Annotated in this window: 23 protein-coding genes and 1 riboswitch; of the genes, 11 read left to right on the top strand and 12 right to left on the bottom strand. The window is 46.0% G+C overall.

The genetic code is table 11. The features are described 5' to 3' along the window. Positions 1–220: 220 nt before the first annotated feature. Complete coding sequence (locus K3F53_RS04670; protein WP_327876211.1) at positions 221–1,057, bottom strand: inositol monophosphatase family protein; 837 nt, start codon at positions 1,055–1,057, stop codon at positions 221–223. A 144-nt stretch (positions 1,058–1,201) separates the two neighbouring features. On the opposite strand from K3F53_RS04670, the gene K3F53_RS04665 reads away from it, so the two are divergent. Together K3F53_RS04665 and K3F53_RS04660 are read left to right on the top strand one after the other, a co-directional pair. Beyond that, a complete protein-coding gene (locus K3F53_RS04665; RefSeq protein ID WP_220559472.1) occupies positions 1,202–1,897 on the top strand; it encodes a class I SAM-dependent methyltransferase in 696 nt (231 codons plus the stop codon). A gap of 125 nt (positions 1,898–2,022) precedes the next feature. Further along, positions 2,023–2,535 carry a hypothetical protein gene (locus K3F53_RS04660; RefSeq protein ID WP_057899613.1) on the top strand — a complete coding sequence of 171 codons (513 nt, stop codon included), beginning with the start codon at positions 2,023–2,025 and terminating at the stop codon, positions 2,533–2,535. Positions 2,536–2,615: 80 nt separating this feature from the next. Here K3F53_RS04660 and K3F53_RS04655 read toward each other — a convergent pair whose 3' ends face one another. The 3 genes from K3F53_RS04655 to K3F53_RS04645 form a co-directional block, all read right to left on the bottom strand. Next, the gene (locus tag K3F53_RS04655; RefSeq protein WP_057899614.1) at positions 2,616–3,419 is read right to left on the bottom strand and encodes a hypothetical protein; all 804 of its coding nucleotides are present in this window, start codon (positions 3,417–3,419) and stop codon (positions 2,616–2,618) included. Positions 3,420–3,625: 206 nt separating this feature from the next. Continuing rightward, positions 3,626–4,309 carry a TerC family protein gene (locus K3F53_RS04650; RefSeq protein ID WP_057899615.1) on the bottom strand — a complete coding sequence of 228 codons (684 nt, stop codon included), beginning with the start codon at positions 4,307–4,309 and terminating at the stop codon, positions 3,626–3,628. Between the two features lie 337 nt (positions 4,310–4,646). Then, positions 4,647–6,008 (bottom strand): DEAD/DEAH box helicase, encoded by a 1,362-nt coding sequence (locus K3F53_RS04645; RefSeq protein ID WP_082706079.1) that lies wholly within the window; start codon positions 6,006–6,008, stop codon positions 4,647–4,649. A 239-nt stretch (positions 6,009–6,247) separates the two neighbouring features. Next, positions 6,248–6,362, top strand: a riboswitch (TPP riboswitch). Positions 6,363–6,540: 178 nt separating this feature from the next. On the opposite strand from K3F53_RS04645, the gene K3F53_RS04640 reads away from it, so the two are divergent. From K3F53_RS04640 to K3F53_RS04625, 4 genes are read left to right on the top strand one after another with little or no spacing between them, the layout of a single operon-like run. Further along, positions 6,541–7,200: a thiamine phosphate synthase gene (locus tag K3F53_RS04640; RefSeq protein ID WP_175493535.1), complete on the top strand. Its 660-nt coding sequence runs from the start codon at positions 6,541–6,543 to the stop codon at positions 7,198–7,200. Then, complete coding sequence (gene thiO, locus K3F53_RS04635) at positions 7,197–8,321, top strand: glycine oxidase ThiO (RefSeq protein WP_057899617.1); 1,125 nt, start codon at positions 7,197–7,199, stop codon at positions 8,319–8,321. The genes K3F53_RS04640 and thiO overlap by 4 nt, the downstream gene beginning before the upstream one ends. Before the next feature lie 19 nt (positions 8,322–8,340). Further along, positions 8,341–8,544 (top strand): sulfur carrier protein ThiS, encoded by a 204-nt coding sequence (gene thiS / locus K3F53_RS04630; RefSeq protein ID WP_057899618.1) that lies wholly within the window; start codon positions 8,341–8,343, stop codon positions 8,542–8,544. Between the two features lie 5 nt (positions 8,545–8,549). Next, entirely contained in the window at positions 8,550–9,314 is a 765-nt protein-coding gene (locus K3F53_RS04625) for a thiazole synthase (protein ID WP_057899619.1), read from the top strand. Between the two features lie 782 nt (positions 9,315–10,096). On the opposite strand, the gene K3F53_RS04620 is transcribed toward K3F53_RS04625, so the two are convergent. From K3F53_RS04620 to cimA, 3 genes are all read right to left on the bottom strand, one after another. Continuing rightward, positions 10,097–11,755 carry a 2-hydroxyglutaryl-CoA dehydratase gene (locus K3F53_RS04620; protein WP_091259826.1) on the bottom strand — a complete coding sequence of 553 codons (1,659 nt, stop codon included), beginning with the start codon at positions 11,753–11,755 and terminating at the stop codon, positions 10,097–10,099. Positions 11,756–11,797: 42 nt separating this feature from the next. Further along, on the bottom strand, positions 11,798–15,301 hold the full coding sequence (locus K3F53_RS04615; protein ID WP_220559463.1) for a BadF/BadG/BcrA/BcrD ATPase family protein: 3,504 nt from the start codon (positions 15,299–15,301) through the stop codon (positions 11,798–11,800). A 460-nt stretch (positions 15,302–15,761) separates the two neighbouring features. Further along, positions 15,762–17,387 carry a citramalate synthase gene (gene cimA / locus K3F53_RS04610; protein ID WP_057899621.1) on the bottom strand — a complete coding sequence of 542 codons (1,626 nt, stop codon included), beginning with the start codon at positions 17,385–17,387 and terminating at the stop codon, positions 15,762–15,764. 166 nt (positions 17,388–17,553) lie between these two features. Between cimA and K3F53_RS04605 the strand changes: the two genes are divergently transcribed. Beyond that, entirely contained in the window at positions 17,554–18,300 is a 747-nt protein-coding gene (locus K3F53_RS04605) for a DUF3109 family protein (RefSeq protein ID WP_162265042.1), read from the top strand. 83 nt (positions 18,301–18,383) lie between these two features. Further along, the gene (locus K3F53_RS04600) at positions 18,384–18,638 is read left to right on the top strand and encodes a DUF2621 family protein (RefSeq protein WP_057899623.1); all 255 of its coding nucleotides are present in this window, start codon (positions 18,384–18,386) and stop codon (positions 18,636–18,638) included. 101 nt (positions 18,639–18,739) lie between these two features. Here K3F53_RS04600 and K3F53_RS04595 read toward each other — a convergent pair whose 3' ends face one another. The 3 genes from K3F53_RS04595 to K3F53_RS04585 all read right to left on the bottom strand — a co-directional run bounded on the left by K3F53_RS04595 (position 18,740) and on the right by K3F53_RS04585 (position 21,368). Then, complete coding sequence (locus tag K3F53_RS04595) at positions 18,740–19,975, bottom strand: MFS transporter (protein WP_057899624.1); 1,236 nt, start codon at positions 19,973–19,975, stop codon at positions 18,740–18,742. 262 nt (positions 19,976–20,237) lie between these two features. Continuing rightward, a complete protein-coding gene (locus K3F53_RS04590; protein ID WP_057899625.1) occupies positions 20,238–20,432 on the bottom strand; it encodes a twin-arginine translocase TatA/TatE family subunit in 195 nt (64 codons plus the stop codon). Between the two features lie 84 nt (positions 20,433–20,516). Next, a complete protein-coding gene (locus K3F53_RS04585; protein ID WP_057899626.1) occupies positions 20,517–21,368 on the bottom strand; it encodes a metallophosphoesterase in 852 nt (283 codons plus the stop codon). A 121-nt stretch (positions 21,369–21,489) separates the two neighbouring features. Between K3F53_RS04585 and K3F53_RS04580 the strand changes: the two genes are divergently transcribed. Beyond that, positions 21,490–21,849, top strand: coding sequence for a hypothetical protein (locus K3F53_RS04580; protein ID WP_057899627.1), 360 nt, complete (start codon positions 21,490–21,492; stop codon positions 21,847–21,849). Between the two features lie 57 nt (positions 21,850–21,906). After that, a complete protein-coding gene (locus K3F53_RS04575) occupies positions 21,907–22,419 on the top strand; it encodes a PCYCGC motif-containing (lipo)protein (protein ID WP_408863337.1) in 513 nt (170 codons plus the stop codon). Positions 22,420–22,532: 113 nt separating this feature from the next. Here the strand turns inward: K3F53_RS04575 and K3F53_RS04570 are convergent, their stop codons facing one another. Beyond that, positions 22,533–23,492, bottom strand: coding sequence for a tRNA modification radical SAM protein MnmL/YtqA (locus tag K3F53_RS04570; RefSeq protein WP_057899628.1), 960 nt, complete (start codon positions 23,490–23,492; stop codon positions 22,533–22,535). A gap of 30 nt (positions 23,493–23,522) precedes the next feature. Then, positions 23,523–23,966 (bottom strand): DUF441 domain-containing protein, encoded by a 444-nt coding sequence (locus K3F53_RS04565; protein ID WP_204244840.1) that lies wholly within the window; start codon positions 23,964–23,966, stop codon positions 23,523–23,525. A 497-nt stretch (positions 23,967–24,463) separates the two neighbouring features. Between K3F53_RS04565 and typA the strand changes: the two genes are divergently transcribed. Continuing rightward, positions 24,464–26,299 carry a translational GTPase TypA gene (gene typA / locus K3F53_RS04560; RefSeq protein ID WP_057899630.1) on the top strand — a complete coding sequence of 612 codons (1,836 nt, stop codon included), beginning with the start codon at positions 24,464–24,466 and terminating at the stop codon, positions 26,297–26,299. Positions 26,300–26,308 lie beyond the last annotated feature (9 nt).

Genomic DNA, 26,308 nt, shown 5'->3' with positions numbered 1-26,308 from the left:
ATCCGGAAAAGAAAAAGGGACCTGCGGCGGCCCCTTGCGTTGTCCGTTTTATACAAAAAACAAAAAAATCCCCTTCACCAGGGGATGAAACAGACAATACTCCGGTGGTATTTTTAACGTTGGTTTCGCCACAAACAACGATATAATGAACCTTTCTCACCTACGCTAACGCGTAGAGTATGATTCAATTATCAAAGATCATGCTTTACTTAATATTATATTATACAGTATATTCTGTTAAGAATTCAAGCAAAAAGTCATATATATTCGGGTTGGCAGCAAGCACACTCGTCCGCTCTGCAAACGGAAGCTCTTTCCCTTCTATTGTGCTAATTTTACAGCCGGATTCTTCCACCAGCAGTCTTCCAGCACCCAGATCCCACGCATTCAGACCGGGGCTGATATAGGCATCAAGCCGTCCAGCCGCGACGTACGCAAGTTCTAGCGCTGCCACACCATAAATCCGGACACCACGCGCCCTGTGCGCGAGCCGTTGCGCTTTTTCCGAAAGGCCATTCTTCATTGCCCGCCGATTCCAAAAAAGGCTTGTCGAAATTAGCGCCTCTTTCATTTCTTTATTCCGCTTCACTCGAAGAGGGGCATCGTTCAAAAAAATGCCCCCACCCCGCTCCGCGTAAAACAATTCCTGACGTGTTGGGTCATACACAACGCCCACTTCGCATACGCCTCGATGATATGCGGCAATCGAGACACAATAGTTCTGCCGCTGGTGAACAAAATTGGTCGTCCCGTCGATCGGATCAATCATCCATACTGTCTCGAATTTGGACGGCTCGCAGGCGACCAATCCCTCTTCTCCAAGAATTCCGTGATCCGGATATACTTTAAAGATTTCATCGATCACCATTTGTTCAACCGCCCGATCCACCGACGTAACTAAATCGGAAGAAGACGTCTTGTACATAACTTCCAACGGATGAACCAGCATTTCCTCAATTAGCTTTCCCGCGCTTAACGCACAACGTCTGGCTAACATTCCCCAATCTTTTTTTTCCGTATTCTGCAATCTTCTCGCCTCACACTCTCGTTTCGTCATTCTCTTTATAACTTTACCCTATTTCTTTGGGGCGTATAAAGAAATTTTTTTGCTTGACCACTATGTGCCATCCCTCTCGCTTTTTGACAATAATTGTGTTACTTTTCAGTAAACAATAAAATAAAGAAAAAGGAGAGAAGGAAAATGGCGTTTAATTGGCACGCAGCATGCGAAACACATTGGAACAAAATGTCCGGGCACTGGCAAGCAAACAGCCGAGAAATGTGGGAGAACGGCAGTCGTAAAACAATATTGCCAACGCTTTCGTCATATATCAAGCCGGAACTTGGACCCGTGCTTGACGCAGGATGCGGCGACGGCTACGGCAGCGCTAAACTGGCAGAACTCGGATTTAGTGTCATCGGGCTCGACATTTCAGAAGAAATGATCAAAAAGGCGGAAAAGCGAATAAAACCCGGCCTTCGGCTTTCATTCGTCAAAGCTGACCTGCGCGAACTGCCGTTTGAAAAACAAAGCTTCCAGGCAATTATGGCCATTAATGTTATCGAGTGGACAGATGACCCGCGCAGGATGCTCATCTCGTTAAAGGAATATCTGAAACCGGGTGGCTTGCTGGCGCTCGGCATCCTCGGTCCAACCGCCGCTCCACGTGAACACGGCTACCGGCGCTTGTACGGCGAAGATGTTGTAATTAACACGATGATGCCGTGGGAATGCGGGAGACTGCTCACAGAAATCGGCTATACCATCCTTCATCAGGAAGGCGTATACAAGCGGGGCGTTACAGAAGAAATGACAAGCACGCTTTCGTTAGAATTACGCCAAGCGCTAAGCTTTTTGTGGATGTTCTATGTACGTCCTTGCAATCCCGCAAAATAAACTTATGTCGCCTCATTGGATTATACGGAAGAATTTCTTTTACGTAAGCGCAACTAATTTGCCTGTGAACCGTTTAACTTTATGAAACGCATGTGAAAGCTTAAGAAAAAGGGGAATGGACGAAAATGAGGTGGCAACATATCGCAGCTGTGCTTTTATTAGGGACAGGAATTGCACTGGCAGGGACAGGCTGTTCTTCCGACGACACGCGCGTACAAACCGCCGAATCGACGACCTGGGTAAAACAGCAGATGCAAGCGAAGCAAAAAGCCATCAATGACTGGGAGACAGCCGCCGCGCAGAAAAACGCATCAGCGGCTGACCGAGCCATCGCGCAGTTAGCGATCAATGTTCTGTCTAAAAATATCGTATCGCTAATTGAAAAAAACGGAAACGACAAACCGGCATTACTCGCAAGTGTAATGAAACAGGAAAAGCAAAGCCCGATCGAATCGCTCAATCTACCTTCGCTTTCTTCGTTGCAGCTTGTAGAAAAAAATCAGCTAGACGAAGGAAAAACATTATATCGCCTTGCAGGAAAAGTATTCACTTCCAAACCCGATAAACTCTATCCCGTCATCATTACCGTCCGCGTCGGCAAAAATGGTAAAATCGAGTATTTTGAAATCGATAGATAAAAGATACAATCAGATGGTTGATGATCCTGCCTCTTCTTCCCGAGCTCAATGGCGCGGGAAGAAGATAGCGAGCATATTCATCAATCCTGTCCCCTTTTGCTTCGCAGCGGCAGATGATCGGAATGGATCTTCAATGAACTATAGCTCGGATGCTCCTCAATAATACGGCGCATGTTCTCCAACCACGCACTTATACCTGCAATCTTATCCAAATCTTTCTTCGTAAAAATCGTGCGCTGAAAATACGGTTGTAGCTCATACATCCTTTCTTCCAAATTACGGTCAAAACCGTTCCATTTCATCATCTGTCGTACTTCTTCATTCGTTTCCATGACATTACGAATCCAGTAATACTGCGACTGGTTATCACGAATCATTTCATACGCTCTGCGCTGGTCGCTTGCGTACATCTCTTCAAGCAACCACTGGCGCTCTTTTTTGTTGTAGGCGAAATAGGTGAGAAAATGAATGATCGTCGCCAAAAATAAAGCCAGTGTAAACACAAAACCCGCGTAATACATCCAATCCGGCAAATACATTGAACTAAACAAACCAACGCCCAAATGATAACAAAGAGAAATTACCCACGCCCCGATAATAAACGAATTAGGACGAATCAAGCGCGTTTCCATCTTCTGCACCGGCCGTGTAGAAATGGTAGTAAACGCCTGTAAATATGCGTCAAGAAAAATCACACTTAAAAAAAACAATCCAGCTTCTAGTCCGATGCGCCACGCATAATCAGTAGGTAGCTTAATAAAATAAATAAGGATATATAGAACAAATATGTACAAAATAATTAATACCATCCAAAAAAGGGAACGATTCCCTTTTTTTCTTTCCTTGCGTTGGCGATACTTCTCCACACGGGAAAGTGGCTCCAACGTGCATCACCTTCTCTCTTTCGTCAATTCCTTTACTTCTTTACATTTAATAATATATTAGACCCGGAAAAGTAAAAAAGCACGAGTTTCTCACAATCCATGAGCTTCTCATAATAATTCATAATAATATAGTAATGAAATCCATCAACAAGATAAAGAAGAAATGTAAGCAAACTCATATACGAGTAAAAAAAGAAGCCTCTACATTACGCAGAGGCTGTTGTTGTTGATTGTTTGTCTTTTTTTATCTTACCACTAATGAGCACACCTGCAACGACAACAACAATAACGGCCCATTTAATAACCGGATTTTCTGCAAAGAAAGGAACAACCAATTTTTCGGTAACGAGCATTTTAGCAGCAGTAAAAGCAAGTACCCCTGCTCCAACATAAATCAAAATCGGGAAGCGCTCCATTAATTTGATGATAATTTGACTGCCCCAAACAACGAGCGGAATGCTTATTAACAGACCGAGCACGACCATGCCCATATGTCCCTGAGCGGCTCCCGCTACCGCCAGTACGTTGTCAAGACCCATCATCACGTCAGCGACAATAATGGTACGAATGGCTCCCAACAACGATGAACTGCTCTTAATATTTTCTTCTTCTTCCTCGCCAATAAGAAGCTTATACGCGATCCATACAAGAATCACGCCGCCGACAAAATGCAAGCCCGGAATTTTCAACAGCCAAACGACAAAGATTGTAGCCAGCGCGCGTATCGCAATTGCACCGGCTGTCCCCCAGATAATCGCTTTTTTCTGCTGCTCTTTCGGCAAATTGCGAGACGCGAGCCCGATTACAATCGCGTTGTCGCCGGCCAGTACCAAATCAATAATAATAATGGAAAAAAGCATGGAAAAAAATTCTGTGGATAAAAAATCCATTACAATCATCCTCCTCTCAATATTTTCTACTGTGTGAAAAGCAACCTAAAAAAATGGATTTCTTTCTAAAAAACACAAAAAGACCTTGCCGAATACGGCAAAGGTCTTGCTTACAACATGAATATGCTGCCGATAGAGCCGGGGTTCCCGCCGAGTTCCCGTAATGACGACCCTATCGTTTTCAAAGCTACTCCCCTATGGGCTTATTTACTTTTAACTATAAAGTACAATGTATTAGGCTTACTGTCAATCCGACATTTTGGCTATAAACGAGGAAATAGAAGGATACAAAAAGGGAGGCGTTCACAAGAACACGTCTCCCTGCCCCTCTTATTTCTTATTTCTTATTTCTTCTCTTGTATATTTCTTCTATCTTGCGGCGGCGTTCTTTGCGCAACTGCTTTTCCCGTTCAAGCCGCATTTTCTTTTTATAACCTGGCTTTACTTTCGGCGGCTTCGCTTTGGCGCGTCCGCCCTGGCGCTTCTTCTCCGTCTCCTTCGCTGCGACCTGCTCCGTTGTTTTCGCTTCCTGTGCCTCTATCGTGACCGCTTCGTCCCGCTTGCGCAGTTTTCGTTCCTCACGTGGCTTGCCGCCAAGAAACTTCTGCTCCACGCCGCCGCTAATCGCCCGAGCGAAGCGGTTGAACCACTGCTTCTGGCGCGGCGAAACTAAAGAAATGGCTTCACCTTGCTGCCCGGCCCGGCCAGTACGTCCAACACGATGAATATAACTTTCTAAATCGGAGGGCATATCGTAATTGAATACATGGGTAATCCCTTCCACATCAAGGCCACGCGCCGCAATGTCTGTAGCGACAAGATACTGGAATTTGGCCTGGCGGAACCGCTCCATAATCTGCTCCCTTTTCTTCTGGGTCAAATCGCCATGCAATGCCTCCGCTTCGATTCCGTTTTCTTGCAGGCGACGTACCAGTTCATTTACCCGTTGTTTTGTATTAGCAAAAATCACAGCCAAATACGGACGGGCCTCCTTGACAAGTTCCATTAACACATCCGATTTATCGCTCTGATTTACTACATAATATGATTCTTTCGTATTTTCTGCCGTAATCTGCCGCTTTTCAATCCGCACAATTTGCGGCTGATTCATAAAACGATGAGCAAGCTTACGTACCGCATCCGGCATCGTCGCCGAGAACAATAATACTTGCTTTTTCTGCGCCGTCTGAATGAATACCTCTTCCACTTCTTCCAAAAAACCCATCTCTAGCATTTTGTCCGCTTCATCCAGCACGAGCATTTTGATGCGGCCGAAATGTAGCGTTTCTCGGCGCAGGTGATCAAGAATACGCCCCGGTGTACCGACCACGATATGCACCTGGCCGGACAACTTGCTAATCTGGCGCGCAATATCCTGTCCGCCGTGTAACGACAATACATGTACGCCCAAATACTTGCCCAAATCGGCAACGTCGTCTGCAATCTGAATAGCAAGCTCCCGCGTCGGCGTCATAATCAGCGCCTGCACATCTTTCTTTTGTATCTCTAACATCTGAAGCATCGGGATAACGAAAGCGGCGGTTTTACCCGTTCCGGTCTGCGCCTGACCAATAACATCTTTGCCTTGAAGCGCAAGCGGAATCGCTTCTTTCTGAATCGGTGTCGGTTCTTTATAATACAGATCCGCAATCGCTTGCAGAATTTCCGGTTTTAACTGAAAATCCGCGAATGAACTCATAGCTTCCTTCCTTTCTTCGCAAAAACAAACTATTTTTTATTCTACCCGAATTCTCTTAATTATTTCTACCCAAAAAAGGAAAACAGGAACAAAACTTCCCGACGTTTGCTCCTATTCTTCATTCTTTCTAAAAATCGAAAATTAATTCTGAATTTTATTGATATAAACTCATTTTATAATAAAAGCATCTTCACATGCTTTTCTAAATCTATTATAATGATAAAAAAATATTATATAGAAAGCACTACTAGGGGAGCCCGATGAGCCGGGCTGAGAATGAAACGCGATGAAGTTTCTAAACTCTTGGGACCTGATCTGGTTCGTACCAGCGTAGGAAAGTAGTCGGCATTTAATCCATTCGTTACTGTAACGTACAGGCCGGGTCCCAGCATAAGATCCCGGCTTTTTTTAATGTACAATGACTAAGATTTAGGAATAAAAACTCCGCCTCTTCTTCCTGCGCTTACGCCCACCGTCCATTTCTTCCTAAGGAAGCGTGTGGAACGGGAGCGAGATATAAAGAGGTATGCAAATGCAAAAACATGTTTTTCACGTAATCAGTAGCGGCAAACAATCGCTCGTTGAAGCAAAACAAATCATTGCAAATATTCATCCCTATATTGATGCCTTCCACTTGCGGGAAAAGCAGCGAACCGCACGCGAACTATGGGAGTGGACGCAAACGCTCGGCAAGGTCGGACTTACGCGCGAAAAACTAATCATAAACGACCGGGCCGATGTTGCCCTTGCAGCTGGAGCTGTCGGGATTCAAACGGCTTATCACAGTCTTCCAGCCCCGGTTATGCGCCACCTCGCCCCTTCTCTCCTTCTCGGTGTCTCCGTACACAGCGTAGAGGAAGCAAAGGCGGCAGAAGCAGCAGGGGCGAATTATGTATTATTCGGCCACGTGTTTGCCTCCGCTTCCAAACCAGGACAGGCAGGCCGTGGGCTAGCGGCGCTTCGGGAAGTAGTGGAAAGCGTTTCCATTCCCGTCATTGCCCTTGGAGGGATCACACCAGAAAATACAGTAGAGATACTTGCAACCGGCTGCACCGGCATCGCGGTACTGTCAGCTGTCATGCAAGCGAAGGAACCTGTGCTTTCTGTGCAACAATTTCAACAGGCCATCAGCCAGGTACGAACATCTCCACGTCACGTCTGGCCGACGGCAAAAACGGAGGGATCACATTGAAAAAACAACAGGACGCCGTCATTATCGGCGGCGGAATTATTGGCGTCTCCATTGCCTATCAGTTGGCCAAGCGCGGAAAAACAGTCACCGTTCTTGAAAAAGATACCATCGGCGCGCATGCTTCGAGCGCAGCAGGCGGCATGCTAGGAGCGCAGGTCGAATTTTCTGAGCCGGGACCATTAGTAGAGCTTTCTCTACGCAGCCGCAGCCTATTTCCCGATTTGCAACAAGAACTATACGCTGTTTCGGGCATTGATATCGGACTTAATCATGCGGGAATGTTGCGTGTTGCTTGGACAGAAGAAGAAGGCGACATGCTAAAACATCGGGCAAGTTGGCAGCATGACCTGGGCCTGCGTGTCGAATGGCTGGATCGAACCGAAGTAAAACATATTGAACCCGCTGTCAGCGACGAAATGAACGGAGCGCTCTATTTGCCGGATGATACGCAAGTGTCCGCGCCGGATCTTACACGCGCATTCGCTGTCGCCGCCGTCAAACACGGAGCTACGATTCTCGAGCGTTGTGAAGTGCTGGATATCGAAGTCGCCGATGGACAGATCACCAGGCTTAGCACTACGCAGGGGCCATTTACAGCCGAACATTACGTGCTCGCCGCCGGAGCCTGGAGCGGACGAATCGCGCGTAAACTTGGCCTATCTGTTTCCGTTTTTCCGATCAAAGGCGAAGCGTTCTCCGTACTATGCATGCCGCAGCCAATCCAGAAAACCATTTACTCACACGGATGCTACATCGTTCCGAAAAGCGGCAATCGCTTACTCGTCGGTGCATCTTCCGCGGACTGTGGATTTGACGAGCGCTTGACTTTAGGCGGTTTGCAGGAATTGATGACGAAAGCGGTGCGTCTTCTGCCGGCGCTCAAAGATTGCACGCTCGAAAAAACGTGGGTTAGTTTGCGCCCACAAACCAATGACGGCCTCCCTTATTTCGGTTCTGTCTCTTCCTGCAAAAATTTGCTAATCGCCACAGGACATTACCGTAATGGTATTCTTTTGAGTCCCCTGACCGGGGAGATCATCGCGCAAATGATTGCCGGGGAGGCTCTGGACGTTGAACTTGCCCCCTTTTCCGACAAACGTCATGTCCCTGTAACTTCATAAGAGAGGAAGGTGAAGCCGCATGACTTTGACAATCAACGGCGAAACGCAAACCGTTCCCGACACAATTGAAAACGTACGGCAATTGCTTGAGTACTTACACATCCAAAACCGCATCGTTATTGTGGAAGTGAACCGCGAAATTTTGCAAAAGGAACAGCACGCCGTAACTAGGCTTTCAAACGGCGACACGATTGAATTAGTACACTTTGTTGGTGGAGGTTGATACATATGCTTAAAATTGGTCCCTACGAATTTTCATCCCGCCTGCTGCTCGGCACAGGAAAATTTCCAGATTTTGAAGTGCAACGCCGCGCGGTGGAAGCTTCGGAAACGGAAATTTTGACATTTGCCGTTCGCCGGATGAATATTTACGACCCAGCACAACCGAACTTTTTGGAACAGCTCGATTTAACCAAATACAAACTTCTGCCCAATACAGCCGGAGCCAGCACAGCGGAAGAAGCGGTTCGCATCGCTCGTCTGGCGCGCGCATCCGGATTGTGTGACATGATTAAAGTAGAAGTGATCGCAGATACGAAAACTTTGCTGCCGGATCCACTCGCCACGCTAGAGGCGACTAAAATCCTTGTAGAAGAAGGATTTGTCGTATTGCCATACACAAATGACGATCCGGTGCTGGCCCGCCGCCTGCAAGAAGCCGGGGCACATGCGGTGATGCCAGGCGCATCCCCGATCGGCAGCGGACAGGGAATCCTTAATCCGCTTAACATCAGCATCATCATCGAAGAAGCTACCGTGCCAATCATTATTGACGCCGGAATCGGCACGCCATCCGACGCAACGATTGCGATGGAACTCGGCGCGGATGGTGTGTTGTTGAACACGTCAGTCTCCGGCGCACAAGACCCTGTAAAAATGGCGGAAGCCATGAAACTGGCTATTCAAGCCGGACGACTGGGCTTTGAAGCGGGTCGAATTCCGAAGAAACGATATGCCCAAGCTAGCAGTCCGATGGAGGGCATGGTTAACTAAATCAATCATTCGGATCGTTTATCCAAATATTTCTCCCATCATTGATGTGATGGGAGAAATATCTTTTAGAGGGTAACGAGCATGGCTATCCCCTTAGCCACTAATACCATTAATGTAACAATTTCCAAAATCATCGAAAAACGTGTGCTTCTTTCCATCCACATGCACCACTCAATTTTCATGTTTTTATTCTTTACCACCTATCACACTCATCTGAACCTTATATTTCCCTGAGCGTTTCCCCACTCCATCCCGACGTCGTTTCTCACATCTCTTCTCCCCTTCAAATTCTTTATCAAATTCATCATCATAAAACGCAGAAAATGCTGGCGACTTCTCCACTCCAAAAGTGACTCTACAGCGTCAATTCGACGTTTCGATCATTTATGGCAAAATAAAAAACCTCCAAAAAAATATGGAGGCTTTACTTTAAGGAATTTTTTTAACCGAATAGCCCAAAAGTCTCCCGCTTCGATAAGCGGTGAGATGAATGGGCTTCGGATAAGGACAAGCGTTAGCCTGTTCAGTTATCCAACAATTTGGTAAACTAAAAATATGATATTCTTCGACAACTGGATATATGAGGTTGCATGGAGAAATGAAAAATGCGAAAACCAAGCGATCCCTTCCATGCGTAAAATATCCAAGGGAATGAAGAACTCCGAAACGTCGGACATCTAGGGTAGGGACTACCCGAAGTAACGCTCAGGGAGAAGAAAGGTTGCTTTCTTCGTGGAGCTGAGAAGCCCCCACCTCTAAGCGAAGCGCAGGTGGTGGGTAGTTCACACTCCTTCTATTTCCTCTTTGTTGCGTCGGAAGAACAATTCGCCTGTAAACCTGCACGTACCATATACCGCATTCGCCGCCGTACAAGCAACGACGTGACGGCTTGTTTGCAAAGGATGGATAAACTTTGAACGAGTCGCTACCTTCTGAAGCTGTTCGACCGTAAAACCTTTTTTCGTTAATGCTTCGTTAAACTCCTGCTGCGCAGCCTGTTTTGCCTTAAATAGCATCATCTGCACTCTGCTGTATACATTAATCGCTCCGTCTCCCGTCGTTTCAATCGGAAGAAAGATCGTTTCGGGATACTTCTCAGTAATCAATGACTGAACCCCGTCGGATACCCCGGAAGACGGCATGCATCCAAATGGCTTAACGGAGATGGTCATGTTTACTTTTCGTTTTTTCACATTAAGGATTAACTTGCCTACTTCCATATGCCCTTCCCCGCCGCGCAAGTGATTGTCATAGTGTTCATGGGCAACTCGGGCAATCTCATCCATGTCAGGTAAATGGTAATTATACAAACCGATTATCTTGGCGTACATCTGAAACATGATCCGAAGAGCACGATCAGCCACCCATAACATACGCAAATGCAAAATAGGTTTTTTTCCCTGCAGGCCGTAACGTCCAGAGTCCGACTCGCGCAGATTCATTCGCCTCAGAGTATCATAGCGACCCTCCCAGATAAGATACAGAATCCAAGCTGTCACTGACTGTACGTCGACTTCAGCCCCTTCCTGCTCCAGAAAACGCTGCAATTGATAATTGCCGTCCCCTTCTGTTGTCATGGCCCAAAACTCACCGATAATGCTTACTTTAGGCTTTACCTGTGTCCGGTCTACCCGAACAGCTTGCAATTCCTTACGGCATCTAATGAGCGCTGGAATGAGCCACCTCCGCCTGCTTAAGGCGTCATACAAGTGTTGTTTGCAACGGCTTAAGGCTGCCTCCGTCGCGCCTTTTTCCACTTCATAAGGACGAATACGGTACCCTAATGCATTCAAAATGTCTCCTAAAAGAACCGCTTTTAGAAAACTGATGAAAAAGGAAGTGTCTAATTTGAGGGCTGATTCTCCACCAGTTGCCTGCTTTAAACCGTCTTGCTGCTGAAACAACAGAACACGAAAACCGTCAAATCCAGCATCCCGCAAGGCCTTCCGGTACTCCGTGACATAAGTGCCAAAGCGACAAGGGCCGCAGGAACCGCTAGTAATAAACAGATAGTTGCGGATGATTTCCTCTTTCGATTTCCCTTCCACATCCCGCAAATAACACAGGTATTTGATTAAATTGCCTACAGTGAAATATGTCGGGTTGCACTGCCCACGGTTGCCAAACTCCTTGCCGAACCGAAGCGACTCGTTGTCCGGGCAGTCCAAATGCTTGATCTGATATCCCAACCCTTTTAGAGCGCCCTCTACCAGATAATCGTGAACCATCGTCAGTCCACCAAACAAAATAGTCGTGGTCGCTCTGTCTTTAGCCAAAAACTGGCGGGGAACCGGATCAAACCATTGGTTCTTTTTTTGCTGATGTAAACCCAACTCTTTTTCCAGTTCTATCTGAAACCGACGCAATTCGTCTTCGTGAGAATGCTGAACTTGGAATTGACCATTGTCCTTGGTGTTTACAGACTTCCCTATCCTATTCATTGATGTACTCCACTCCTTGTCTTAATAACATTCAGACATGTTTTAATTTCCTGTTTTGGAAATACTTCCTTCCACATATAACTCAATTTGTTTGGTTTGTTGCCGATTCAGCAGCTCGGCGCGTTTTTGTTCAAGACGCTGCTGCAATTCTACCTTTTTCTGAGCCATATCCTGTAGACGCTCTTCGTTAAGTCCCAGGCTATGAGCATATGTCTTCACCCGAATCTTAATCGAACCGCTTGGTTTATTGGCATCAATGTCATGCAATGCCGAATAAGGGGTACCTGCGGTTGAAATAATCGAATCAATCAACCCATAGGTAGGAGCGTCATGTCCACACTTAAAACTGGACAAATCTAATACCGCCACATTGGGGTGGCGCGCGGCAAATTTGGCCGCCCAGACCTTTTGTACACTATTGGAACTGAAGTTTTCTGGCCACACATCGGTTACTTCCAATGCGTAATCGACACGCCCACTTTTTAAATCATCTTCAAAAAAGCGTCTCAGCCATGTTTCATCTTTCGGAATAGAGCGCATGGACAGAATGGGATAGCCCAGCACTTGAAACTCTTCCAATACACCGTGATTAAGTCCCGGATCGGAATGATAAGGACGCCCAATCATCAAAATGGCAAGACGATTTTCTTTTTCTACCTGTTCAAGAATTATCCGACCCTTTTCCTGCATTTCCATATCGAACATCTCCATCGCCTTAAAGCCTTGCTCCACAGCGAAATCGCTTTCATCTTCTGTGATTTGAAGATGTTCTCTAAACGCTTCATACAGCTGCTTTTTCATCAAGTTATGTTCCGTAAAGGTTACCGCCGGATCAAGATAGGTAACCCCTTTCGTGGCAAAAAAGTCAATTTCTTTTGTAAAGGCGGCCTTAATTACATTCGGAGCACCGGCCACAATTGGGCAACTGGCCGAATCCATCACATTTTGCAAGTGGGTCGGAATATGGGTAATGCATGGGAAAAAGATGTAGTCAAGAGGCTTTCGCTCATGATGCTTAAACAATAAATTATGGATATGGGCCTGAGCTACCTTCGAAGGATAGCAAGGGTCTATCGAGCCGTACTTTCCACCTTCCTGCCACATTTCCTCGCTTGTATAGTCGCTGAAAACAATGTTTCGTTGGTCAACACCAAGCGTCTCGAAATATGTACGCCAAAAAGGATCTGTAGACCAAATATTGAGCACCCGGGGAATTCCGATCCGAATTTGCTTCCGCCTTTCCATCGCTTCATGCGAAGAGCGCCTAAAACGTCGCTTATATGATGTTTTTCGGAGCCCACCTAGCCCAAACCAGCGGCGTGCTACCTGTATATCATCCACTATCGTACCTGGTTCAGGCAAAGCTTGCGGTTCATAGAAGTGTTGAAACATGCGGCGCGCCTCGTACTCCACCAAGTTTGGATAATGCTTTTTGAGTTCTTGCCGCTCCTTAGTCAGTTTGATGACGGCTTCTTTGTTTTCAACGGTTCCTTTTTCACAGCTAAAACCGGAGATATAACGCGCTGTTTGTCCATCTGGCGTTTGCGAATCAATAAAGGTTCGGCTGCAATGATTGGGACAGAAGGTGCACCGGGTAGATTCATCGTTGCGAGTCACATAACGTAAATGAATAGCGGCATCCAGCCCTAAGAACGTTGAATACCCCCGACGTTTTACAACACGCAACGTTTCCATCGCGGCTCCGATCGCTCCTGCTTCCCCCGGATGGGGATGAACGTAAACCTCTGCATCGGGAACCCGCTGTTTAATGTAGTCGACCTGAGCTTTTACTGCGGCTAGATTATATTGGGTTCCTCCCTGTAAGACAAACTTGCGCCCCAATTCAGCCATACGCGGGATCTGCACCACATACTGCCATACATTTTTTGGCAATACCAGTGCCAAACCTGCCAACAATTCTTCCTTAGAATACCCTTCCTTCTGGAAATTCACCCGATCTGCATCAAGAAATACAGCACAACCATATGAAAATTTCGGAGTGAGGTCAGCCCTGAAAGCAGTATCCGCATACTCCTGAATCGGAATGCCGAACTGGTCGGCCATGGCTTGCAGCAACATCCCGTTCCCGGCGGAGCATTGATTTGACAATCTAAAGTTACGAATATCTCCGTTTTTAAGGAAAAGCACCTTGATATCCTGCCCGCCGATATCACAGATAACATCGATATCGCCAAATTGATGAACAGCGCTCATCATATGAGCAACCGTTTCCACAATATTGACATCCGCCTTCAACGTTTTTTCCAGCACATCTGCCGCATATCCTGTGGCGCCAAAACCAATGATCTCTAATTCGGTTCCTTGACCCTCTACCTTATCCCGAATCCGCTTTAACATTTCTTTCGTATCTTCGAGCGGGTTCCCCTTAGAAAGTTGATATTCCTTAAGCAGAATATTCCCGCTTTCATCAACGAGCACGGCTTTGGATGACGTGGAACCACCGTCGAGGCCAATAACTGCCCTTACCTTCTGTCCCGGCGCAAAGGAAGCTGGTGTGAACGAAGGAATCGTATAATTCTTGCGGAATTCTTCCAGTTCTTTTTCACTACTCACCAGAGGCGGGCCGGCATTCTCACCCAGTTTTGCTTTTCGGCCATGAGCGATAAATTCCTTCAGCCCTTTCAAGCCCGTGTAAGTACCTACACCAGTCGGTTCATGCATCCCGTACATAACGGCACCGTAAGCTGCATAATACTGTGAATTCTTAGGCACAAAAATCAATTCATCAATCGGTATGTCTTTAGGGTAATTGTATCCTCGTTCTTGCCAGGTTTCAGGGATACGTTTTCGCCAGCATTCTTGCAGAAAAGGCAAATATGTATTCGGACCACCCAGCAAAAGAACGCGGTGCCGCAGCGTGTTTCCGCGAGTCAGAACGGAAAGGTTCTGCATAACAATGGCATCCGCCAGAGAACACATAATTTCCGCGGACGGAATCCCGCTTTTCACCAGATTAACAATATCCGTTTCAGCAAATACACCACACTTTGCGGCTACATGGTGCAGTTTGGTATCGTCAAAGTGTAGCCGGCCGACCTCTTCCATCGGCATTCCCACTTTGATCATGCACTTGTCAATCGTGGCACCTGTACCGGATGCACATTTGTCATTCATCGAGGTAAGCGCTTGCTTGTTGCCTGTTTCCTCGTTTTCCTTGAAAATGATAATCTTAGCATCCTGACCTCCCAATTCAATTACGCTTCCTACATCGGGATGAAGATGTTCTACCGCCATCGTGACAGCATTCACTTCTTGAACGAACTTCGCACCAATGTGCTCAGCAATTGGGCCGCTACCGGAGCCCGTCATAAATACGCGAATATTTTCTTGTTTAACGTGGGAAAACTCATTACCGATAACAATCAAGAATTCTAAAACCTTCTCCGCCTGCTTCGTGTGGTGACGTTGATAGTCTGACCAAAGAATTTCTTTGGTTTTTGGGTCTACCACGGTTGCTTTGACGGTCGTAGAACCAACGTCGATCCCTATGATTAAAGAGTCTAATCCTTTGGTTTCGTTTTTCACGAAATCACCCTTTGTTAAAATGTAACATTTAGGTTCAACACCAAAATCTGCAGTTGACGATTTAGCATGCACGCTTGTCTTTTCATTTTTAGTAATACATTTTTTGGATGTTAAACCATTATTTTATTAAGACATCATTTATTATTAGAAGAAATTAAGTAATATATACATAGTGAAAACTTTTTTTTCAGCACTATAACCACGTCAAAACGAAACATAAATGTATAAAGCTGAATGAATAAAGCGGTCATAAATGATTAAAGAGGATATAATGAAATGTCCATGAGGTTGAGGGGCCTAGTTATAATAAGACGAGGAATAAAGATATCATCAAACAGTTCAATACTATTCGGCTTGATAAATCATGACTTGAGGTTGAAGAGGAGAAGGAAAAGAACGACATCACTCTTTATCGCTGTTCGGATCGTTTCTCCCCTTCCCCTTCTTCATCCTCTTGTCATCAATGATTTAAAATTCCCAGACGTTCCTTCTCTTCCAGCTGGATGTCCACCGCTTCTTCATGGCGCCCCAAAAGCGCGTAACGCATACTGTCAAGCAGCGCTTCCCAACTTGCTTCGATTACGTTTGTCGACACGCCGACCGTACTCCAACTATCGCGGCCATCTTTTGTTGATTCTACCAGCACACGCACTTTTGAAGCAGTCGCCTCGTGTTCACTTAACACGCGTACTTTATAATCGGTCAAATACATTTCCTTAAGATCAGGAAAGAATACTTCAAGCGCTTTGCGCAGCGCATTGTCCAGCGCATTAACCGGCCCGTTTCCTTCCGCTACCGTATGTACGGTCTGTCCATTTACCTTCACCTTGACGGTCGCTTCTGTTACAACGTCCTGTTCCCCGATCTTTTCCATCAAAACTTTAAATGACTCGACGGTAAATACTTCTTCATAATCGCCGAGTCCTTTACGCACCAGCAGTTCAAACGAAGCTTCTGCACCTTCGTACTGGTACCCCTGGTATTCAAGCTCTTTTACCTTCTGGATAATGGCGCGCCCTTCCGGTTTATTTTTGTCTAAATCAATATTCAGTTCCTGCGCTTTAAACAGCAAATTGCTTTGTCCAGATAATTCTGACACCAATACCCGACGCGTGTTTCCTACTGTTTCCGGTTTAATATGCTCGTACGTTTCCGCGTCTTTCAAAATCGCGCTCACATGCATTCCACCTTTATGCGCAAAGGCGCTCTGACCTACAAATGGCTGTGTGTTCTGGGGTACGATGTTTGCAATTTCATACACATAGCGCGACGTGTTGGTCAACTGCTTCAATTGTTCGTCCGATACACAAGCATAGCCAAGCTTTAACTGAAGATTCGGAATAATAGAAATCAGATTGGCATTGCCGCATCGTTCTCCCAATCCATTGATTGTTCCCTGAACTTGCGTTGCTCCCGCCGCCACCGCTGCCAGGGAATTCGCCACTGCCAGCTCTCCGTCGTTATGGCAATGAATGCCGATCTTCGTTCCTACTTCTTCGCATACTCGCGCTACAATCTCGCTGATTTCATGCGGCAAGGAACCACCGTTCGTGTCGCAAAGCGTCAACCAGTCCGCTCCGGCCTCCATGGCTTTGCGGATCGTTACCATCGCATATTCCGGATTGTGCTTGTAGCCATCAAAAAAGTGTTCAGCATCGTAAATGACTTCCAAACCTTTATCTTTCAGAAAGCGAACCGATTCATAAATCATGCTCAAATTTTCCTCCAGCGTCGTACCGAGCGCTTCAGTCACATGAAAGTCCCAGCTTTTCCCAAAAATTGCGACAGCTTCGACTCCGCTCTTGAGAATCATATTCAAATTTGCATCTGCTTCCGCCGTTACGCCAAAGCGGCGTGTACTGCCAAACGCCGTAATCTTCGCGTGTTTCAGCTTCAGTTCTTTTGCCCGTAAAAAAAACTCCATATCCTTTGGATTGCTTCCCGGCCAGCCACCTTCAATATAATGGACACCAAGCTGATCGAGTTTTTTTGCGATTTTCAGTTTGTCATCCACCGAGAGACTGACACCTTCTCCCTGGGTGCCATCCCTCAGTGTTGTATCATAAATAAATATCTGAGTTTTCATTGTTCCATCATTCTCCCCTTCTCTTAATCTCTCAGTAGCTCCTTTGAGCGATTATTCGCAATTGATTATTTTTTTCTGTAAAGTATATCATATCACATAGAGGGTAGCTATAAGAAGCTTTTTTGATTATTATAAGTAAGAATTACGAAACGAAAGTGTGATGTTTATGCGCAGTCGTTATTATGGCACACCGGAAGAACTAGGATTCGCCGAATCTTTAGCAGTATATGAATACATCGTGCCACGTCTCGGGAAAACCATTCTCCGACACGGTTCGTACTTAATTGATATAAATGCCCTGCTTACCCCGGTAAATCTTGATTGCTTCCACTGCCATCTCGTGCACGGCCACAATTGCTGCGAAAAGGGGCAGCCCTACTCCATGCACGGCGATAACCTGGCGCTATTTGAAAAACATGCGTTTACGATCTTGGAAACGTATACGAACGACGGGCGCGCGCAAGAAGCAAGGGAAAAAGGGGTGTTCGAGAAAACGATCCATACGAACTACTATTCTTCTATCCGTACGTTTGAAGAAAATTGTCTTTATTTAATAGAAGAAAATGGAAAGCGTATCTGCGCCATCCATAAGTACGCGCTGGATAAAGGAATGAACCCATCCCAAATTAAACCTTTTAGCTGCTCTTTGTTCCCTCTCGAAATCATCGAGTGCGACCTCGGTCTTTTAATCACGGCAGCCATCCGCGAAACAGAAAGTTTTAGCCGGTGGGGCGATTATTATAGGAAAAATTACGCATGCGTCAATCCAAAACGCCGCCCCGCCGGCTCACCAAAAAACTACTTTGCGCCTGAAGGCTACGTTCCAGCATGGACATGGGCCCGCAGTTTGCTCGCTACGTACTGGGGAGAGCGCACTGTACAGGAAATTGAAGCCCTCCTTCATAGCGAATAAAAATGGGTAACCTTCTATTTTTCTCCTGTTGCAGGTATAATAATAAGGACGATTATGAATCCAGAAAGGATGTTCAAAAAATCATGAAATGGCAGGATGAGTCAGCCCAACTTCTTGACGAACTTATGAAACCGCTGCCGGTATTTGTGCGACCAATGGCAAAAAAATCAATCAAAAGTAAAGTCGAGCAAGTAGCCCAGCAGGCAGGGGCCGAAGAAGTAAACAAGGATCACGTTGTGCGCGGCTATATTATGGCCGCACCGGACAAAAGCCGGGCGGTAACGGCACTTGAAGCAAACCAAATCGACCTTTCTCCGTATGCCGATCTTCTAAAATAACAAAAATTAACATATTATTTTATTCCATTCTAAAAATGGCCGGGAATGCGAATCTCCCGGCCGTTTTTTATCGCAAATGAGGAACCACTTGCGAGTTTTTCTCATTTTGAATGCAACATATGAGCGAGCAAAGTACGCGGCGTTTCCGTACGGTGCAACGTATATTTCACCCACAAGGTGTTCATCAAAAATAGCGAAGCGGCCATAAAAAATAGACCGTGCAAACCAATGAAGCCGCTCAACATCCCACCTGCTATCGGACCAAGCAAATTCCCCAGATTCATCGCGCTCGTACTGTATGCAAACGTCTGGCTCTCCATCCCTTCCGGCGCATACTTGCGAATAAGGTTATTGACCGAAGGCACAAGGCCACCTATACACATGCCAAGCAGGAATCTGAGGATAATCAAAGGCCAGACGGAATGCACAAGACCCTGCGGAATAAAAAAGACAACTGCACCGATAAGGCAAATTAATAATACGTACTGTGAACCGATTTTGTCACCCCACCTACCAAGCAGAGGCGCAAATAGCATGGTGGAAATGCCTGAAGCCGAAATGACAATGCCTACCATAAGCGACACAAACGCTCCGCTGTCCCATAATTCCTGTACGTACGAAGACATGAATGGATTCGTGCTCATTATTGCAAATTGAATCAAGAAACCAGTCAAAAACAATCCTGGCAGGGGAGATGTGTGCAAAATTTTGCGGAATCCTTTTTCTTCTTTTGTCTCTATCGCCGCTTTTGACTTCGGCTGCGGCTTGTTGATTTCCCTAACGAAAAGAATAACCAGCATCGAGGCACCAAACAGCATCATCCCGGTGATGCGGAAAATGTCGCGAAAAGTAACCCATTCCGCCAAAAGTCCGCCAAGCAATGGGCCAAGAATCGTTCCTGCGACCGCGCCGGACTGCAAAAAACCAAGCGCGTAGCCGGTCTTTTCTTTCGGTGTATTGGTAGATACAAGCGCTACAGCCGCGGGCACAAATCCAGAAATTAAACCGTTAAGCAGACGGAGGACAAGCAGTTGCACAGGCGAAGCAACAAATCCCATGCAGAACGTCACAAGTGACATTCCGATACTGGAACGAATCAGCATCACTTTGCGCCCAGCTCTGTCAGCAAGCTTGCCCCAGACCGGCGCCAGCAGAAATGCAGTCAGAAAGTTCGCCCCAAAAATCCAACCGGTCCAGCGCTGAGCCGCAACCGGATCGCTGACGCCCAAATCATGTTGCAAAAACATCGGCAAAAACGGAATGATCAAATTCATAGCGGCAAGCACCATAAACTGGGCAAACCACAATATATATAAATTCCGCTTCCATATTTCCATAAATATACTCACCTTCCTTTCGCCTAAAGCTGACCAAACACAAAAAGCCCTAACACACCGTACGTGTAAGGGACAAACCAGAGCCGAGTCTTCAACTGCTTACCGTTACTTTATCGCTACTATATTTTATTATAGCTCCCTTGCTATAAAAAGTAAAAGAACTTATCAAATAGGGAAACTCGCAGACTTATGCCCGCTCGCTTTTTTCCGCAACTATATTCTTAATACAACAAAAAAGGATGCTTATGCACCCTTCATTTCTTTATTTAATTTCTTTTAACTGCGATGTCTTTTTGTCATCATCATCATCTAACGTCAACTCACGCGCCGAATTTTTAAATTCTTTCAATGTCTGTCCAAACGCACGTCCGATTTCAGGCAATTTCTTGGGGCCAAACACGATGAGCGCAATTACAAGAATTAAAATAACGCCGGGAAATCCGATGTTTGTAAACATACGTGCTCTCTCCTTATATAGACATTCATAATCTTATTATAAACGAAAATTGAAAAAAATACATAAAATAAGCCCACCTAATTATCACAAATTCGTGAAACGACTCAAGGTAAGAACGTGCCATTCCGGACGGCACAAAAAGCGAATCGGCAGAATCGTCGTACCGATGCCGCGTGAAGTATGGACAAACATGGAACTATTCTCCACCTTCTGCAAACCATCGGGATATTTTCGGCCATATGGCGGGTATAATATACCTCCTACAAACGGAAAGCGAATCTGCCCACCGTGACTGTGCCCCGAAAGTTGCAAGCAAACACCATAATCTTTCGCAAGATCGGCTAAATCCGGCTCATGAATTAATGCGATTGTACAACCGCCTTCCGGAATATCAGCAAACGTTTTGTTCCAATTCGGCTTCCTCCAAAAATCATCTAAACCCGCAATCCAAATACTTTGCCCTGTTCTTTCGTGCGTAATCTTTACATGTTCGTTAACAAGTGGCACGAATCCCGCCGCACGGTATGCCTGGATAATCCGGTCCGGGTCCGCTTTTCCGCGCACATCATGATTTCCCAATACCGCATATTTGCCGTAAGGAGCCTGGAGGCCTGCCAACACATCCGCTGCCGCTTCCAGTTCTTCCATTCCATCATCAACTAAATCTCCCGTAAACGCAACGATGTCCGGCCGCGCTTCATTTATCCGGGAGACAAGCGGCTTAATGTCTTCCGCGGTCAAGCCGTGTCCAAGATGCATGTCTGAAAAGTGTGCAATGCGCATTCCTTCAAAAGCTTTTGGCAGCTCCGGCAACGAAATCGTCATATCGTGCCACAAAAGCTGACGCCGCTCAATAAACAGAGCATCCAAGCCTATAAGCAGCATCAGTCCACCAAACCCAGCAATAAGACGCTTTAAAAAACTTCTTCGATTCATTTTTTCCCTCTTTCTTCATATTACGTCTCTATCTCCAGTCGATTCTTTATGCAAAATACGCTACTATAGTTATCAGTTACAGACAAGACTGAAATGTAATAATAACGATGGAGGGAGATGTATGAACAAGGAGCAGATTCGCGGCTTTCTGGATAAAGCAAGGCATGCCATATTTCTCGGTGAAGAACTAAAAGAGGGAACAAAGCCAAAAACGCAGGAAGAATACCTTGAACTGTACGAAACACGAGTAGAACGGGACCCGTTGCGCGAAACTGCGCTATTAAAAGAAGCTATCACTCCCCTTCTGTCCCTCTATAAAGAAAAGTGGCGATATGATAATCGAGCGGCGGAATTGATGACCGGAAATTCGCTCCCCGAACCAGAAGATGAAGAAGGATGGTTGCTGGAAGTGTATGACGAAATTATGAATACGGACACGGAAGAAGAATGGGAGTATTTTGTCGCAAGATTCACTAGCTAATTTCTTCATTGAAAATTACGAAAAGAAATTTGGCGGAAGAGAGGGAGACTGAGCATGATGCATAGAACAAAAAAACTTTTATTTGCTGCCTGCGCTTTTATGCTGCTTACAGGAGCACTTACGAGCTGCTCGTCCAAGGAAGAGCAGCCGGACCAAGGCGGACATGCGGCTCATCAGCAACAATTGCCGGGAGGAGACATTTTGGAAACAACAGCCGGCCCAGACCAGCTTCCATCATTTCTCAAAGATTTCGATCCGCAAGTCGCCAAAGTGTATCAGGCGGTTGGGCACAATTACAAAGTGGTAGAAAATATAGCCTGCTATTGCGGATGTGGCGAAAGCGTAGGACACAAAAGCAACCGCGATTGTTTCATTCACGAAGTAAAGCCGGACGGCAAGATCGTATGGAATTCGCATGGGACGACTTGTGCGAATTGCCTTCATATCGCGGCAGAATCGATCATGATGAAGCAGGAAGGCAAAAGCCTGCTGGACATCCGTAAATATATCGACAACAAATATAAAGAAGGATTTGCCAAGCCGACCCCTACTCCTTTGCCGGTTAGCTAACTTTGTTTATCAGTTTTGTTCCGAATTGCATCGCGTAGAATACAAATAAAAATAAATAAGAAGAAAACTAAAAGCCCGGAATGCGGCTATACGTAGCCGTATTCCGGGCTTTATTACCATTTCCGAGCAAATTTCTTTCCTTGCCACGTGTCTCTGCGCTTTAATTCCGCATCAATCGCGTTCAACACTTCCCATTTTTTCCGGCTCCACATCGGACCGATAAGCAAATCCGGTGGCCCATCTCCCGTTAAGCGGTGGACAATCATTTCCGGCGGCAAGATTTCAAGCGCGTCTACGACAAGACGAACGTACTGATCTCTCTCTAAAAATTTCACTAGACCAGCTTCATACTGCTTTACCATCGGTGTTTTGCGCAGCAAATGTAACAAATGAATCTTGATTCCCTGTACATCCATATTGGCCACTGCCTGCACGGTCTCCATCATCATTTCCTCCGTTTCGCCCGGCAGACCAAAAATGATATGCGAGCATACACGAATATTATGCTTGCGCAGTTTCTCTACGCCTTCATAGTAACAAGCCGTATCGTGCGCGCGGTTAATCAATTTTGATGTTGATTCGTGAATCGTTTGCAGACCGAGTTCGATCCAAAGATACGTCCTCTCGTTTATCTCCGCCAAAAGTTCCACCACATCATCCGGCAGGCAATCTGGACGCGTCGCAATGGAGAGCCCGACCACGCCTTCCTGCTTCAGAATTACTTCATAGTAATCCCGCAGTACATCTACCGGAGCATATGTGTTGCTGTATGCCTGAAAGTATCCGATGTACTTAGCATTCGGCCATTTTTTATGCTGTCTTTCTTTTACCTCATTAAACTGTGTCACCAAATCATCACGGCGCCAACCGGCGAAATCTCCCGATCCCCGGGCACTACAGAATGTGCAACCGCCGATCGCGATCGTACCGTCTCGGTTCGGGCAAGTAAATCCCGCGTCAAGCATCACTTTGAACACTTTATCACCAAATTGCTGACGCAAATGGTAATTCCATGTATGGTATCTTTTATCCCCCCACATCAATGGGAGTGTTGTTGGTTGGGCTTGATTCATTACTCTTAACCTCCATACAGAAAGTATAAATCACTTTAGCAAATTCGCAAACAGGGCCAGTATACCTGCAGCAATAAGCGGTCCCACCGGAACACCGCGAAAAAACGCAACACCAATAATTGTCCCAACCATCAGTCCTGTTACAATTTGAGGTTGAGCAGCCAGCAGGCCAGTTCCCTTTCCGCCAAGATAAGCCACACCAATCCCTATAATTATCGCCAAAATACCCGCTCCGCTTTTTACGGTATCAAGCAAGTTTGCTATTGTAATTTTCCCCAGTGCGATTGGTGCAAGTACCCCCATTGTAAGAATGGCGATGCCAATTTTGACCGCATATTGGTTCGTCCAGTTCAACAGTTGCTCGTTCGGAAGTAACCTGAACACAATAAGCGCGCCGGACGCGATCCAGACTGCCGCATTTTTTGAAAAAATACCGAGCGCAATAATAATTGCTAATATAATAAAAGCATCCACCGACTCTCTCTCCTTTCCAAATGAGAAAGAACAGCGCCTTCTTCCTGCGAAGATGAGCATGTTCCCTTTTCAATCTGTTGTTCATTTCTTTTTCATGTTTTGCGTAAATCCCTCGTTTCCATCCACTAAAAACTTAAAAACGATTGTATAATGAAAACGGTCATAATTGGGCAGTTGACACTCTTAATTCCACACCTATAACAGTATACTCCTTTTATGTAAGTGTGGATAGAGAGCGCGTTTGATGATGACAAAAAACGAAACCTTTTTCCATTTCGTTTCGTATGCTATATAGTGAACCCCCCAGATTATACACTCTAACCTCCCTGCCTTCCGGCTTCCGGAAGGCTTTTTTTGATAGGGAAACTTCCTTAATATCCAAAAAAGAAGTAGGCGGAAAACACCGTACCGTTTTATAATACGAAATATGCATGGTATAATTGAACCTGCATGTTGCCCGCTACAAGCGGAAATATGGAAAGGAGCTTTCATACTGTATGAGTATACGCCACGATATTCGCAACATCGCGATTATTGCCCACGTCGACCACGGAAAAACGACACTGGTCGACAAAATGTTGATCCAATCCGGAACCTTCCGCTCTAACGAACAGGTGCAAGAGCGGGTAATGGATTCGAATGATCTAGAACGGGAACGCGGAATTACAATTCTTGCTAAAAATACCGCGATTACGTATAAAGACGTGACCATTAACATTCTGGATACGCCCGGACATGCCGATTTCGGCGGCGAAGTGGAGCGTATCATGAAAATGGTAGACGGTGTCCTGCTCGTTGTGGATGCGTTCGAAGGTTGTATGCCACAAACGCGCTTCGTACTAAAGAAAGCGCTCGAGCAAAACGTAACACCCATTCTTGTCATTAATAAAATCGACCGCGAAAATGCACGTCCAGCGGAAGTGGTCGACGAAGTGTATGACCTCTTTATCGACTTGGACGCTACAGAAGAACAATTAGATTTCCCGATTGTTTATGCTTCTGGCATTAACGGAACCGCAAGCATAGAACCGGATAAACAGGATAGCGATCTACGAGCTCTGTTCGATACCATCCTAGAGCATATCCCAGGTCCTGGTGGCGATGCTGACGCCCCGCTGCAATTCCAGGTAACCATGCTTGACTACAATGATTACATTGGCCGAATTGGTATTGGGCGCATTCACAGAGGAACCATCCGCAAAGGTGATACGGTCGCCCACATCAAACGTGACGGCTCCATCAAGCAAGTACGCATCAATAAACTGTTCGGATTTAGCGGATTGAAACGAATTGAAATTGAAGAAGCAAAATCCGGAGATATTATCGCGGTTGCTGGAGTGGAAGATATTAATGTCGGAGAAACAATCGCGGATGCGGAACAGCCGGAAGCATTACCGCTGCTAAAAATTGACGAGCCGACCCTACAAATGTCGTTCCTCGTCAACAATAGCCCATTTGCCGGACGCGAAGGGAAACACGTAACTTCCCGCAAACTGCGCGAGCGTCTGATGGCTGAACTGGAAACGGACGTTAGCCTGCGCGTCGAAGAAGTAACACCAGAGCAATTTACTGTATCCGGGCGTGGGGAATTACATCTGTCCATCCTGATTGAAAATATGCGCCGTGAGGGGTATGAGCTTCAAGTATCTAAACCTGAAGTCATTATCCGGGAAATCGACGGCGTAAAATGCGAGCCAACCGAACGTCTTATCATTGACGTTCCAGAGGAATATACAGGAGCTGTTATGGAATCTCTCGGCGCGCGCAAAGCAGAAATGATTAATATGGTAAACAATGGTTTTGGTTCTGTACGCCTGGAATTTCTAATCCCATCCCGCGGGCTTATTGGTTACCGGACTGAATTTTTGACCCAAACGCGTGGATACGGCATTATGAACCATTCATTCGACAGTTACCGTCCAGTTGTATCTGGAAGTATCGGCGGACGCCGTGCAGGTGTTCTCGTATCTATGATTGATGGTACAGCCACCACATACGGCATGCTGAGCGTAGAAGACCGTGGCACCCTATTTGTGAATCCAGGAACGGAGATTTACGAAGGTATGATTGTTGGTGAACACAACCGCGACAATGATTTGGTGGTCAACATCTGTAAAGAGAAGCACGCCACCAATGTTCGTTCCGCGACAAAGGAAGAGACGGTAAAACTGAAAACGCCGCGCATCATGACATTGGAAGAGGCGCTGGAATACCTGAATGACGATGAATATTGTGAGGTAACGCCGCAATCGATCCGTTTACGCAAAAAATATCTGAAAAAATCCGAGCGTGAAAAGGCCGCAAAGCAAGCGAAATATGGAGTCAACGTGTAAAGCGAAAAA

The organism is Aneurinibacillus thermoaerophilus, assembly GCF_019603355.1.
GTDB classification, from domain to species: domain Bacteria; phylum Bacillota; class Bacilli; order Aneurinibacillales; family Aneurinibacillaceae; genus Aneurinibacillus; species Aneurinibacillus thermoaerophilus.
This window is presented reverse-complemented; position numbering and strand designations above follow the sequence as displayed.

Coding starts and splice junctions, on each gene's coding strand:
- K3F53_RS04670 (WP_327876211.1), bottom strand. CDS start 1,057: ATGACGAAACGAGAGTGTGAGGCGAGAAGATTGCAGAATACGGAAAAA.
- K3F53_RS04665 (WP_220559472.1), top strand. CDS start 1,202: ATGGCGTTTAATTGGCACGCAGCATGCGAAACACATTGGAACAAAATG.
- K3F53_RS04660 (WP_057899613.1), top strand. CDS start 2,023: ATGAGGTGGCAACATATCGCAGCTGTGCTTTTATTAGGGACAGGAATT.
- K3F53_RS04650 (WP_057899615.1), bottom strand. CDS start 4,309: ATGGATTTTTTATCCACAGAATTTTTTTCCATGCTTTTTTCCATTATT.
- K3F53_RS04645 (WP_082706079.1), bottom strand. CDS start 6,008: ATGAGTTCATTCGCGGATTTTCAGTTAAAACCGGAAATTCTGCAAGCG.
- K3F53_RS04640 (WP_175493535.1), top strand. CDS start 6,541: ATGCAAAAACATGTTTTTCACGTAATCAGTAGCGGCAAACAATCGCTC.
- thiS (WP_057899618.1), top strand. CDS start 8,341: ATGACTTTGACAATCAACGGCGAAACGCAAACCGTTCCCGACACAATT.
- K3F53_RS04625 (WP_057899619.1), top strand. CDS start 8,550: ATGCTTAAAATTGGTCCCTACGAATTTTCATCCCGCCTGCTGCTCGGC.
- K3F53_RS04620 (WP_091259826.1), bottom strand. CDS start 11,755: ATGAATAGGATAGGGAAGTCTGTAAACACCAAGGACAATGGTCAATTC.
- cimA (WP_057899621.1), bottom strand. CDS start 17,387: ATGAAAACTCAGATATTTATTTATGATACAACACTGAGGGATGGCACC.
- K3F53_RS04605 (WP_162265042.1), top strand. CDS start 17,554: ATGCGCAGTCGTTATTATGGCACACCGGAAGAACTAGGATTCGCCGAA.
- K3F53_RS04600 (WP_057899623.1), top strand. CDS start 18,384: ATGAAATGGCAGGATGAGTCAGCCCAACTTCTTGACGAACTTATGAAA.
- K3F53_RS04595 (WP_057899624.1), bottom strand. CDS start 19,975: ATGGAAATATGGAAGCGGAATTTATATATATTGTGGTTTGCCCAGTTT.
- K3F53_RS04590 (WP_057899625.1), bottom strand. CDS start 20,432: ATGTTTACAAACATCGGATTTCCCGGCGTTATTTTAATTCTTGTAATT.
- K3F53_RS04585 (WP_057899626.1), bottom strand. CDS start 21,368: ATGAATCGAAGAAGTTTTTTAAAGCGTCTTATTGCTGGGTTTGGTGGA.
- K3F53_RS04580 (WP_057899627.1), top strand. CDS start 21,490: ATGAACAAGGAGCAGATTCGCGGCTTTCTGGATAAAGCAAGGCATGCC.
- K3F53_RS04575 (WP_408863337.1), top strand. CDS start 21,907: ATGCATAGAACAAAAAAACTTTTATTTGCTGCCTGCGCTTTTATGCTG.
- K3F53_RS04570 (WP_057899628.1), bottom strand. CDS start 23,492: ATGAATCAAGCCCAACCAACAACACTCCCATTGATGTGGGGGGATAAA.
- typA (WP_057899630.1), top strand. CDS start 24,464: ATGAGTATACGCCACGATATTCGCAACATCGCGATTATTGCCCACGTC.